Raw genomic sequence first — 11,914 nt, 5'->3', positions numbered from 1 at the left:
CCAACAGGCCGAAACCAATTGCGGTACCCAGTGCGCCCAGGCCGATCAACAGTGCAACAGCGATAGCGGTTAGACCAACTACAGTTTCCATCTTTCCTCCCGACTTTTACGTCGTATGGTTTAGGTTTTTTAGATTTTAAAGCGGTAAAACAAATCGTTTCATAAGCCCTGTTCGGGCACCCACTCGTTTGACCGAGTGGGACATCAGACTAGTCGAGACTGGTCTTAATGGTTCTCTTCGTGCGCCATCGACAAGTAAACGATGGTCAGCATCATGAAGATAAACGCCTGCAGGGTGATGATCAGGATGTGGAACACAGCCCACGCCCACTGCAGAACTACGCCCAGGCCGCTAAGCCAGAGCAGACCACTGCCGAACATCACAGCGATCAGAATGAAGACCAGCTCGCCGGCATACATGTTGCCGAACAGACGCAGTGCCAGGGAAATTGGCTTGGCGATCAGTGTCACGAACTCCAGCAGGAAGTTCACCGGGATCAGCAGGGCCTGAACGAAAATGTTCTTGCTGCCGAACGGGTGCAGGGTCAGTTCGCCGATGAAGCCGCCGATGCCCTTGACCTTGATGCTGTAGAAAATGATCAACGCGAACACCGACAGGGCCATGCCCAGGGTAGCGTTCGGGTCAGTGGTCGATACGGCACGGAATGGAATGTGCGAATCGCCAGTGATCAGGATGGCCAGCTGAGGAATCCAGTCGACCGGAACCAGGTCGACGGCGTTCATCAGGAAGACCCAGACGAAGATAGTCAGTGCCAGCGGTGCAATCACCGGGCTACGACCATGGAAGCTGTCTTTCACGCTGCCATCGACGAATTCGACCAATACTTCAACGAAGTTCTGCAAAGCACCTGGTTGACCGGAAGTCGCCTTCTTTGCCGCCATGCGGAAAATCAGAACGAAGATCAGACCCAACGCGACCGACCAGCCGAGGGTATCGACGTGGAAAGCCCAGAAGCCCATTTCTTTGGCCTCTGCTGCGGTGTGGGCAAAGCCCCAGCCGCCGGTAGGATGCTGACCGAAAGTCAGGTTCTGCAAGTGGTGCTGGATATAGCCCGAAGCGGTTGTCTCTGCCATGGTTGCCTCAAACGCCCTAAGGTCTCGAAAGTCTTGTTCTCATCAGCAGGGGCGCGAACCAGCTGACCAGTTGGGTCAACACGAAGACGCCGAATACAGCTAGCGGCGCCAATGGCTTCACACCTGCAAACGTCAATGCAAAGAGCACTGCCGTCAGAATTAATTTGCCCGCCTCGCCAGCATAAAAAGACCGGACGATGGCTTGAGCTGCTCGGGCGCCGGAAAACCGAAATGCCCTGTGAGCGAAATAAACATTGGGTAACAAGGCTATCAGGCCTCCGCAGAGTCCTGAGTACCCGGCAACGACTCCGTACCATTGCCACAGCGCCAAAGCGGCAATGAGCAAAACGATAAATTGAGCCATTAACACCGGAAAAACTGCCAGGCGATGGAACGGCAAGCGGTTTGGCGTGCGTGTTTCCATCACTTTTACTCCCCAATGGTCGGCTGCCAGAATTCAATAACTTGGCATAATTTGTGCCGACAAAATGCGCGCAGAGTATAGGGGCGGTTCAGCCCCTATTCAACTGTCAGGTAGTGATTTCCGACTGCGCGCTACATGAGGAAATGTTTCAGCGGATGTGAGCAAGCACGCCTTGAAGCTCGTCGAGAGAGTTGTAGCCAATCACTAACTGCCCTTTGCCCTTCTTTCCGTGGCGAATCTGCACCGCAGAGCCTAGGCGCTCGGCCAGGCGCTGCTCGAGACGGGCAATATCCGGGTCCGTTTTTGCAGGTTCCACAGGCTCCGGTTTACCACTCAGCCACTGGCGAACCAGTGCCTCAGTTTGGCGCACGGTCAGCCCACGTGCGACAACATGTCGCGCCCCTTCAACCTGTTGATTCTCCGGCAAACCCAGCAAAGCACGTGCATGACCCATTTCCAGGTCGCCGTGGGACAGCATGGTTTTGATAACTTCCGGCAACGCGATCAAGCGTAGCAGGTTCGCCACGGTTACCCGGGATTTGCCCACTGCTTCTGCAACTTGTTGCTGAGTCAGCTGGAATTCCTGCTGCAAACGCTGCAGCGCTACCGCTTCCTCGATCGGATTGAGGTCTTCGCGCTGGATGTTCTCGATCAGCGCCATGGCGATAGCGGTTTCATCCGGCACATCGCGCACCATCGCCGGGATGGTTTCCTGGCCAGCCTGCTGGCTGGCACGCCAACGGCGCTCACCGGCGATGATTTCGAAGCGACCATTACCAATCGGGCGAACCACGATTGGCTGCATCACGCCCTGGGCCTTGATCGACATCGCCAGTTCTTCGAGCGCCTGAGGATCCATGTCCCGACGCGGCTGATACTTGCCGCGCTGGATCAGGTCCAGGGGCAGGTGTTGCAACTCACGCTGATCGGCTTGTACCGCTTGCTCTTCGAGCGAGCTGACAGTCGGACCACTCAGCAGTGCATCCAGTCCACGTCCGAGACCTCGTTTCTTGACGGCCATGGGGATTCCTTAAGTTGCCTGAGCGGCGGCGGTGCGTGAGTTTTTGCGTTGACGGCGAACCAGTTCGCCGGCCAATGCCAGATAAGCGATGGCGCCCCGCGATGTTTTGTCGTACGCCAGCGCCGGCATGCCATAGCTCGGCGCTTCGGCCAAGCGGATGTTGCGCGGAATCACGGTGTCGTAGAGCTGCTCGCCGAAGTGTTCCTTGAGCTGCGCCGAGACATCGTTCATCAGGCTCAGGCGCGGGTCGTACATGGTCCGCAACAGGCCTTCGACTTTCAGGTTCGGGTTCAGCAGTTCGGCGATGCGCTTGATGTTATCCACAAGGTCGCTCAAACCTTCCAGCGCGAAGTACTCGCACTGCATGGGGATAATCACCCCATCGGCCGCCACCAACGCGTTCAGTGTCAGCATCGACAACGACGGCGGGCAGTCGATCAAAATGTAATCGTAGTTTTCACGGATTGGCGCCAACGCGCTGCGCAGACGACTTTCCTTCATCTGCATTTCCAGCAACACCACTTCGGCGGCCGTCAAATCACGGTTGGCCGGCAACAACTGGTAACCACCATGTTCGGAGAAATGCATGGCCTGGGCCAGGTCGCATTCGCCGATCAGCAGGTCGTAGACCGAGTTTTCCAGGCCATGTTTATCCACACCGCTACCCATGGTGGCGTTGCCCTGTGGATCGAGATCGATCAACAGCACCCGACGCTTGGTAGCGACCAGGGAAGCTGCGAGGTTGATGCAGGTGGTGGTCTTGCCCACACCACCCTTTTGGTTCGCTATCGCGAATACCTTAGCCATTCTTGCTTGTGTTCCCAATCATGCCGTGCGGCGCAGTATCAGCAGATGGCGTTGGCCTTGGCAACCGGGTACGGCCAGGGCGTGTTCGCTATCGAGGTGGAAGTCTGCTGGCAATGCTACCAGCTCATTGGCGGGATGAACGCCCTTCATTGCCAGCCAACGTGTATCGCGGTCGCCAAGGTGGCGAGTCCAGTTGCTGAAGTTTTCCATGCTGCTGAACGCCCGGGAGATGATCCCGTTGAACGGCAGTTCTGGCTGGAAAGCTTCGACGCGACTGTGGATAACTTGCAGGTTATCCAGTTTGAGTTCGAGTTTGACCTGGGTCAGGAAGCGGGTTTTCTTACCGTTGCTGTCCAGGCAGGTCACTTGGGAGTCCGGAAACAGGATCGCCAACGGGATACCGGGCATGCCGCCGCCACTGCCAACGTCCAGCCAGCGACCGTTTTCCACAAATGACATCACGCTCAGACTGTCGAGCAGGTGACGGGACACCATTTCGTCCGGATCGCGCACGGCGGTCAGGTTGTAGGCCTTGTTCCATTTGATCAACAGGGCCAGATAACCCAGCAGCAACGCGTGCTGGGTCTCTGTCAGTGTGACACCGAGCTGGCGAGCACCTGTGGATAACTCTTCTGCATGTTGCGAGGTGACCAACGAACTCAAGCGCTTTGCTCCAACTGACGGCCCGCGCCGCGTTTTTTCAAATGAATCATCAACAGCGAAATCGCCGCCGGGGTCACGCCCGGGATGCGCGACGCCTGGCCCAGGGTTTCCGGACGGGTCGCACCGAGCTTGCTCTGGATCTCTTTCGAGAGGCCGGAGATGTTCGTGTAATCGATATCCACAGGCAGTTTTGTATCTTCGCTGGCCCGCAGACGAACGATTTCATCTTGCTGGCGATCGATGTAGCCGGCGTATTTGGTCTTGATTTCGACCTGCTCGGCGACCTGTGGATCTTCTGCACCACCGCCAGTCACGGCGATCAGACCAGCGTAGTCGATTTCCGGACGGCTCAAGAGGTTGAGCAAATTGTATTCGTGGGTCAGCGGCGTACCGAACTTTTCGGAGATCGCATCGCCCTGCTCGGTGCCTGGGCGAACCCAGGTACTTTTCAGGCGCTGTTCTTCGAGATCGATGCTTTCGCGTTTTTTGCAGAAGGCTGCCCAGCGCGCGTCATCGACCAAACCGAGTTCGCGACCTTTTTCAGTCAAGCGCAGATCAGCGTTGTCTTCGCGCAGGATCAGGCGGTATTCGGCCCGGGACGTGAACATCCGGTACGGTTCCTGGGTACCCAAGGTAATCAGGTCGTCAACCAACACGCCGATGTACGCCTCGTCGCGACGCGGACACCAGGCGTCTTTGCCCTGTGCACGCAGTGCGGCATTGGCCCCGGCCAGCAAACCCTGGGCACCGGCTTCTTCGTAACCGGTGGTGCCGTTGATTTGTCCGGCGAAAAACAGACCGGCAATTACTTTGGTTTCCAGGCTGTACTTCAGGTCACGCGGATCGAAGTAGTCGTATTCGATGGCGTAGCCCGGGCGAACGATGTGCGCGTTTTCCATGCCGCGAATCGATTGCACGATCTGCAATTGCACGTCGAACGGCAGGGATGTGGAGATCCCGTTCGGGTACAGCTCGTGGGTGGTCAGACCTTCCGGTTCGATGAAGACCTGATGGCTTTCCTTGTCGGCAAAGCGGTGAATCTTGTCTTCGATCGACGGGCAATAACGCGGGCCGATGCCTTCGATCAAGCCTGCATCGGAATACATCGGCGAACGGTCGAGGTTCGCGGCAATGATTTCGTGGGTGCGGGCGTTGGTGTGGGTAATCCAGCAGCTGACCTGTTTCGGGTGCTGCTCTTTGGAACCCATGAACGACATCACCGGGATCGGCGTATCGCCTGCTTGCTCGGTCATCACCGAGAAATCCACAGAACGACCGTCGATACGCGGCGGCGTACCGGTTTTCAGGCGACCAACGCGCAGTGGCAATTCACGCAAACGGTGAGCCAGGGCAATCGATGGCGGATCACCGGCGCGACCGCCGGAATAATTCTGCATTCCGATGTGGATAAGTCCACCGAGGAAGGTGCCAGTGGTCAGCACCACGGAATCCGCGAAGAAACGCAGACCCATTTGGGTGACAACACCACGCACCGTTTCCTGCTCGACGATCAGATCATCAGCGGCTTGTTGAAATATCCACAGGTTCGGTTGGTTTTCCAGGGCTTCGCGGACAGCGGCCTTGTACAAAACCCGATCGGCTTGAGCGCGAGTCGCTCGCACGGCCGGGCCTTTGCGGCTGTTCAACACGCGAAACTGGATACCACCCTTATCGGTGGCCATGGCCATCGCGCCGCCGAGGGCATCGATTTCCTTGACCAGGTGGCTTTTGCCGATCCCGCCAATGGCAGGGTTGCAACTCATGGCACCGAGGGTTTCCACGTTATGCGTCAGCAACAGGGTTTTTGCCCCCATACGTGCTGACGCCAGTGCTGCCTCGGTACCGGCATGACCGCCGCCGATGACGATCACTTCAAAACGGGAAGGGAAATCCACCACGCACCTCGTGCCTGCTTCAGTTAGGTAATCCGGAATAGGTTGACCACAGGTTTTTGGACCTGGTCGGCAAGTATAGGGACTTCGCCCTTCCTAAAGAACCCTTTGCACAAAATTTAACCAGCTGTGGAGAAGTCGAGGTTATAGAAATTAAAAAGAGAGAAATTTATTAAATCTCTGTTTTTATGTTTATTTCTACTGAGCACCATTTCTGTGGATAGATCTCTACAGGCCTTTATATTCAATATGTACAGAGATTCAAAACCCTGTGTTCATGTGCCAACGAGACCCTTGGATAACCGGTGTAAGCCTGTGGATGAAAGGGGTGGTTATCCACAGATGGGTTTATCTTCAGTTTTCAGGCCCTGTTATCAACTGCCCTTAGTGGCACTTATTCACAGGGCTTAATCCACAGAAAACCCGCATTTCATCGAATTGAAGGCAGCCAGATTTCGCGAAAGACCAGAAGCCATCGCGTAGCAGATTCAAAAAAGACCTATCGAGGAGCCGATACTTGGTAGGCAAGGGCTATTGTGAGAAGACGTAACAGAAGCTAATAATAGCCATTATCATTAACTTATCCCCTTCTCCTATGTCCCTACCCTCCCATACGGCAGCCGTTCAGCACATCTACGAGCAGCACCATTCCTGGTTGTATGGATGGCTCAAGGGAAAACTGCATGACGCTTGCGATGCTGCCGATGTGGCACACGATACGTTCGTGCGCATTCTTGGTTCGCGTAATGCCGCACAGATTCGCGAGCCGCGGGATTATCTGGCGACCGTGGCGCGGGGTCTGGTGATCGATCGCTATCGGCGGCACGCCATAGAGGTGGCCTACCTCGAATCACTGGCGGCGCGACCCGAAGCGACGGCCATTAGTGAAGAAGACAAAGCCCTGATCATCGAGACCCTGGTGGCTGTGGATAAAGCCTTGGCCAGTCTCGGTGCCCGGGCGCAGAGGATTTTCATGCTGTCGCAGATCGACGGGCTGACTTATCAACAGATCGCACTTGAGTTGAAGGTTTCGCTGACAACGGTGAAGAAACACATGATCCGCGCCCTGACGGAATGCTCCATGATCATGGCGGGCCTCTGATGTCGGCCGCGCCTGATCGTAAAGTCTTCGAGGCGGCCGCCAGTTGGTACGTGCAGTTCCAGAGCGAACCGCCATCGCCGGCACAACGCCAAGCCTGGCAGCATTGGGTCGACAGCAACCCTGCGCACCTCGCTGCCTGGAACCAGATGGAACAACTGCAACGGCACTTGGGCGCAATGCCCCGGGACCTGACGCGGCGGGCGCTCTCTTCTACTCAGCAACGCCGGCAAGTGCTCAAGCTTTTGCTGATTCTCGCAGGCACCGGCTACGTTGGTTGGAATGTGCAACGGCACACAGCCCTGGGCAATGTGTGGGCCGATTATTCAACCAAGGTCGGCCAGCGGCGAAAAATCGAACTCGCTGACGGTAGCCAGATTCATCTCAACACCAACACGGCCATCGATGTCTTGTTCGATGGCCAGCAACGGTTGATCCGTTTGCGCTCAGGGGAAATCCTGATCCGCACCGGAAAGCTTGGAGACACGCGCCCGTTCTTTGTCGATACCCGCGAAGGCCGGGTTCAAGCCCTGGGGACACGTTTTTCAGTGCAACAGCAATCGGGAACGACCCGGGTGGGCGTGCTGGAAGATCGGGTCAGCATCCAACCCGTCGATCAGCCAGGCAGCCCGCGTGTGTTGAATGCGGGTGAAGGCGTGGACTTCAGCAATGACAGTCTCGGTAGGATTCATCCGTATCAGTTGTCGGAAGCGGCCTGGATCAACGGGCAGTTGATCGTGCTCGATGCACCACTGGGCGATGTCATCCGTGAACTGGGGCGCTATCGATCCGGGATCCTGCAATGTGATGAACGGGCTGCACGATTGCGGGTTTCCGGCACGTTCCGCCTTGATTCGACTGACGCGGTGCTCGCCAACCTGCAAGCGTCGTTGCCGATCAGCGTGCGGTATTTCACCCGTTACTGGGTTTCGATCAGTCAGACTGCCTGACACTTGGGAAAATAAATCTGGATCAGGGTTATCTTTTTCAGTCCTGACACGGCCCTACAGGTAATCGCGATAAACGCGGCTCTTTGCCACCTTCAGGGCTTACCCATTCATGCGACTTCCTACGTTCCGACTGCGCTTTTCCCACCATTGCATTGCCTACAGTTTGTTGATGACCACGGCCGCGAGTGGCGTGTTGACCACCAGCAGTGCTGTCGCCGCCAGCGCCGTGCAGCGTTACGCCATCGCTGCCGGTCCGTTGGATAACGCGCTGAGCCAGTTCGCCTCCGCAGCCAATGTGATTCTGTCGTTCTCGCCACAGCAGACGGGTCAAATGCGCAGCCAGGGCTTGGCCGGAAGCTACTCCATCGAACAAGGGTTCGAGATGCTGCTGCAGGGTTCAGGGTTGCAGGCGGTGCCCCAGGCGCCGGGCAGTTATATTCTGCAACCCTTACCGGCGACGGGTTCGCTGGTCCTCGGGCCGACCAATATCACGGGCTCGCAGCAAAATGAGATGAACCTGGATTACGCCGCCGACGTTGGCTACAAGGCAGCGAACAGTCGGGTCGGTACGAAAACCAGCACGCCGCTGTCGGAAACGCCTCGTTCAGTATCGGTGGTGACCGCTCAGCGCATGAAAGATCAAAAGTCCCAGACCCTCACCGATGTGCTGGGTTATGTGCCGGGGATCTTCGCGCCACCCTTCGCCGCTGGCGATAGCCTGGCCGGTGACCTGTTCTTCATTCGCGGTTTCAACGCGACCGATTACGGCTACGGCTTGTTGCGCGATGGCCTGCGTGTTCAGGGCAATCGGTATGACACCAGCACCGAACCTTACGGGTTGGAGCGCGTCGAGATTTTCCGCGGTCCCTCCTCGCTGCTGTATGGCGAAAACGCGCCTGGCGGCCTGGTCAATCTGGTGAGCAAACGCCCTACCGCAACGCCCCAAGGTGAAGTGCAACTGAGTTATGGCTCCAACAATCGGCGTCAGCTGGGGGTCGATGTCTCCGGCCCTTTGAATGACGAGGGCAACATCCAGGGCCGGATCGTCATGCTGGGCCGCAACGCCGATACCCAGACTGACCACGTGCCGGACGATCGCCTTTATATCGCCCCGTCGCTGACCTTGAATTTCGACGACTTCAACACACTGACCCTGTTGGCCAACTACCAGAAAGACCACACCAACATGGAACTTGGCCTACCCGCCGCCGGTACTTTGCTGACCAACCCCAACGGCAAGTTATCCAAGGACACCATGCTCGGTGATCCGGACTGGAACACCTTCGAGCGGGAAACCTGGAGCACGGGTTATGAATTTACCCACAGCTTCAACGACGACTGGCAGTTCCGGCAAAACTCGCGCTACATGCAGTCGCGCATCACCCGCCACGAAACTTGGCCGGGCAATCTGAACAACGCCGGTTTTGGCACACGCTTGAATGTGACGGCTTACGATCGCTTCAACAAGTCGATGGTTTACTCGCTGGATAACCAACTGGAAGGCAAATTCCAGGTCGGCGGCCTCGAAAACACGGTGCTGTTCGGCGGAAGTTTCGACCGAACGTCCTTCAATCAGGACTGGGATGCCGGCGTGGTTGGACCGATTGATATCTACAACCCGGTTTACCTGCGTGATCCGACAACGCCGATCGCGGTGCAAAATACCTTGCTGGAACAGCGGATGAAGGGCGCTTATGCCCAGATCCAGAGCAAGTACGACCATTGGCTGTTTCTGTTGGGTGGTCGGCAGGATTGGGTCGACAGTGACTTCCGCGACAAAGTGGCCAGGGGCAGCAACATCAGCTCCGAGGACAAGAAGTTCACGTATCAGGGCGGCGTGATGTACCAGTTCGACAACGGCCTGACGCCGTATGTCAGCTACTCCACCGCGTTTGTTCCGGTGCAGCAGATTTCCAATTCCGGAGCGCCGCTGGACCCGATCACCAGCAGCCAATACGAAGTGGGTTTGAAATATGAACCGGTGGGTTGGGACACGGCGTTCACCGCGTCGGTCTACGACTTGCGCAAAAAGGATGACACCTACTTCGACGCAACTACCGCGAGCTATCGCCAAGTGGGTGAAAGCCGCTCCAAAGGTGTGGAGCTGGAACTCAACAGCAATCTGACACCCAACCTGAATGTCACCGCTGCCTACACCTACACCGATGCGCGGATTACCAAGGACTCGGCGACGTCCCTGGTCAAGGATCACCAAATGACCGGCGTGCCGCGTAACCAGGCTTCGGTCTGGGCCAAATACCGGTTCCTGGAAAGCAGCCTCAAGGGCCTGTATGTCGGTGGGGGTGTGCGTTACTTCGATAGCGCGTTCGCCTACACATCGCCCACCCTTTACGGGAAGCTCGATGCCGGCGATGTCACCTTGGTGGATGCCGCAATCGGCTATCAGATTGCCCGCAACTGGACCGTCGACCTCAATGCGAAGAACCTCTTCGACAAAGAATACGTGTCTGGTTGTAACGATGCGGGTCGCTGCTACTGGGGTGAAACCCGCACGTTGTTAGGTTCGGTCTCTTACAACTGGTAAAAATAAACAGGGCTGTGGATAAGTTACCCACAGCCCTGTTTGTTATTTGCCGATACAGAAGCTCGAAAAGATTCGTCCCAGCAAGTCATCGGAGCTGAAAGCACCGGTGATTTCGCCCAAAGAATGCTGCGCCTGCCTTAAATCCTCAGCCAATAGCTCACCGGCACCTGCGAGCGTCAGCTGCGCTCGGCCGTGTTCGAGGGATGCACTGGCATGTCGCAACGCTTCCAGGTGGCGCCGGCGTGCGCTGAAACTGCTTTCCGAGGTCTGCTCGTAGCCCATGCAGGTCTTCAGGTGCTCGCGCAGCAACTCCAGGCCCTCGCCCGCTGACTTGGCACTCAAGCTGATGGTGACATGGCCATCGTCACTGACCTCCAGGGCAATCGCTTCACCGGTCAGGTCTGCCTTGTTGCGGATCAGCGTGACTTTGGCCGGATCTGGCCGGGTTTCCAGGAATTCTGGCCACAAGGCAAACGGATCAAGGGCTTCCGGTGCAGTGGCGTCCACCACCAATAACACCCGATCCGCTTCGCCGATGGCTTTCAACGCGCGCTCGACACCAATTTTTTCAACCTGGTCATCGGTATCACGCAGGCCAGCGGTATCGACTACGTGCAACGGCATGCCGTCGATGTGGATATGTTCGCGAAGAATATCCCGGGTGGTGCCGGCGATCTCGGTAACGATCGCTGCTTCACGACCGGCCAAGGCATTCAACAAACTGGATTTGCCGGCATTCGGTCGCCCGGCGATCACCACATTCATCCCATCGCGCAACAAGGCACCCTGCCCGGCTTCGCGCAGGACTGTGGATAACTCGTCGCGGACTTTGTCGAGCATGCTCAGCACGTGGCCATCGGCGAGGAAGTCGATTTCTTCTTCCGGGAAGTCGATGGCGGCCTCGACGTAGATACGCAAGCCGATCAATTGCTCGGTGAGGTTATGCACACGCTGGGAAAACGCACCTTGCAACGAACGCAGGGCATTACGCGCAGCCTGTGCAGAACTGGCCTCGATCAAATCGGCAATCGCCTCGGCCTGGGCCAGGTCGAGTTTGTCGTTGAGAAAGGCGCGTTCGCTGAATTCACCCGGCCGGGCCAGTCGGCAACCGAGTTCCAGGCAACGCTTGAGCAACATATCCAGCACGATCGGGCCACCGTGGCCCTGGAGTTCCAACACATCTTCGCCGGTGAACGAGTTCGGACCCGGGAAATACAGGGCGATGCCTTCGTCCAGCACCTCTTGGTTTTCACTGAGGAACGGACCGTAATGGGCATACCGCGGTTTCAGATCGCGACCGCTGATGGCTTTGGCCGCCGCATTCGCCAGCGGCCCGGAAATACGGACGATGCCCACACCGCCGCGACCTTGAGCGGTGGCGACGGCAGCGATGGTTTCACGAGGAACGCTCATAAACC

At 57.1% G+C, this 11,914-nt stretch carries 10 protein-coding genes and 1 pseudogene; 3 read left to right on the top strand and 8 right to left on the bottom strand.

What is annotated here, in order from left to right; translation table 11 throughout:
• From ACIOYV_RS32395 to mnmG, 7 genes and pseudogenes are all read right to left on the bottom strand, one after another.
• A pseudogene (locus ACIOYV_RS32395) lies at window positions 1-91 on the bottom strand (F0F1 ATP synthase subunit C); the annotation flags it as partial.
• Window positions 92-225: 134 nt separating this feature from the next.
• Window positions 226-1,095 carry a F0F1 ATP synthase subunit A gene (gene atpB / locus ACIOYV_RS32390; protein ID WP_163910536.1) on the bottom strand — a complete coding sequence of 290 codons (870 nt, stop codon included), beginning with the start codon at window positions 1,093-1,095 and terminating at the stop codon, window positions 226-228.
• Between the two features lie 16 nt (window positions 1,096-1,111).
• On the bottom strand, window positions 1,112-1,519 hold the full coding sequence (locus ACIOYV_RS32385; RefSeq protein WP_054048155.1) for a F0F1 ATP synthase subunit I: 408 nt from the start codon (window positions 1,517-1,519) through the stop codon (window positions 1,112-1,114).
• A 148-nt stretch (window positions 1,520-1,667) separates the two neighbouring features.
• Window positions 1,668-2,540, bottom strand: a complete 873-nt coding sequence (locus ACIOYV_RS32380; protein WP_401330456.1) for a ParB/RepB/Spo0J family partition protein — start codon at window positions 2,538-2,540, stop codon at window positions 1,668-1,670.
• 9 nt (window positions 2,541-2,549) lie between these two features.
• A complete protein-coding gene (locus tag ACIOYV_RS32375; protein ID WP_123515492.1) occupies window positions 2,550-3,347 on the bottom strand; it encodes a ParA family protein in 798 nt (265 codons plus the stop codon).
• Window positions 3,348-3,365: 18 nt separating this feature from the next.
• Window positions 3,366-4,010, bottom strand: coding sequence for a 16S rRNA (guanine(527)-N(7))-methyltransferase RsmG (rsmG, locus tag ACIOYV_RS32370; protein WP_401330453.1), 645 nt, complete (start codon window positions 4,008-4,010; stop codon window positions 3,366-3,368).
• Window positions 4,007-5,905, bottom strand: a complete 1,899-nt coding sequence (mnmG, locus tag ACIOYV_RS32365) for a tRNA uridine-5-carboxymethylaminomethyl(34) synthesis enzyme MnmG (protein WP_054048147.1) — start codon at window positions 5,903-5,905, stop codon at window positions 4,007-4,009. The genes rsmG and mnmG overlap by 4 nt, the downstream gene beginning before the upstream one ends.
• Window positions 5,906-6,497: 592 nt before the next feature.
• Between mnmG and ACIOYV_RS32360 the strand changes: the two genes are divergently transcribed.
• The 3 genes from ACIOYV_RS32360 (at window position 6,498) to ACIOYV_RS32350 (ending at window position 10,496) form a co-directional block, all read left to right on the top strand.
• Window positions 6,498-7,004, top strand: coding sequence for a sigma-70 family RNA polymerase sigma factor (locus ACIOYV_RS32360; RefSeq protein WP_290027104.1), 507 nt, complete (start codon window positions 6,498-6,500; stop codon window positions 7,002-7,004).
• Window positions 7,004-7,951, top strand: a complete 948-nt coding sequence (locus ACIOYV_RS32355) for a FecR domain-containing protein (RefSeq protein ID WP_401330450.1) — start codon at window positions 7,004-7,006, stop codon at window positions 7,949-7,951. The genes ACIOYV_RS32360 and ACIOYV_RS32355 overlap by 1 nt, the downstream gene beginning before the upstream one ends.
• Window positions 7,952-8,060: 109 nt before the next feature.
• The gene (locus tag ACIOYV_RS32350) at window positions 8,061-10,496 is read left to right on the top strand and encodes a TonB-dependent siderophore receptor (protein ID WP_401330447.1); all 2,436 of its coding nucleotides are present in this window, start codon (window positions 8,061-8,063) and stop codon (window positions 10,494-10,496) included.
• A gap of 42 nt (window positions 10,497-10,538) precedes the next feature.
• On the opposite strand, the gene mnmE is transcribed toward ACIOYV_RS32350, so the two are convergent.
• A complete protein-coding gene (mnmE, locus tag ACIOYV_RS32345) occupies window positions 10,539-11,909 on the bottom strand; it encodes a tRNA uridine-5-carboxymethylaminomethyl(34) synthesis GTPase MnmE (protein ID WP_401330444.1) in 1,371 nt (456 codons plus the stop codon).
• Window positions 11,910-11,914 lie beyond the last annotated feature (5 nt).

It is taken from the genome of Pseudomonas sp. NPDC087342, assembly GCF_044744265.1.
In the GTDB taxonomy this organism is placed as follows: domain Bacteria; phylum Pseudomonadota; class Gammaproteobacteria; order Pseudomonadales; family Pseudomonadaceae; genus Aquipseudomonas; species Aquipseudomonas nunensis.
Note: the sequence above shows the minus strand (reverse complement) of the source record. Positions and strands in the feature narration are given on the sequence as shown.

What these genes read in the sequence shown, in the direction of transcription:
- ACIOYV_RS32355 (WP_401330450.1), top strand. Translation starts at nt 7,004, where the DNA reads ATGTCGGCCGCGCCTGATCGTAAAGTCTTCGAGGCGGCCGCCAGTTGG.
- ACIOYV_RS32380 (WP_401330456.1), bottom strand. Translation starts at nt 2,540, where the DNA reads ATGGCCGTCAAGAAACGAGGTCTCGGACGTGGACTGGATGCACTGCTG.
- ACIOYV_RS32375 (WP_123515492.1), bottom strand. Translation starts at nt 3,347, where the DNA reads ATGGCTAAGGTATTCGCGATAGCGAACCAAAAGGGTGGTGTGGGCAAG.
- mnmE (WP_401330444.1), bottom strand. Translation starts at nt 11,909, where the DNA reads ATGAGCGTTCCTCGTGAAACCATCGCTGCCGTCGCCACCGCTCAAGGT.
- ACIOYV_RS32360 (WP_290027104.1), top strand. Translation starts at nt 6,498, where the DNA reads ATGTCCCTACCCTCCCATACGGCAGCCGTTCAGCACATCTACGAGCAG.
- ACIOYV_RS32350 (WP_401330447.1), top strand. Translation starts at nt 8,061, where the DNA reads ATGCGACTTCCTACGTTCCGACTGCGCTTTTCCCACCATTGCATTGCC.
- atpB (WP_163910536.1), bottom strand. Translation starts at nt 1,095, where the DNA reads ATGGCAGAGACAACCGCTTCGGGCTATATCCAGCACCACTTGCAGAAC.
- ACIOYV_RS32385 (WP_054048155.1), bottom strand. Translation starts at nt 1,519, where the DNA reads ATGGAAACACGCACGCCAAACCGCTTGCCGTTCCATCGCCTGGCAGTT.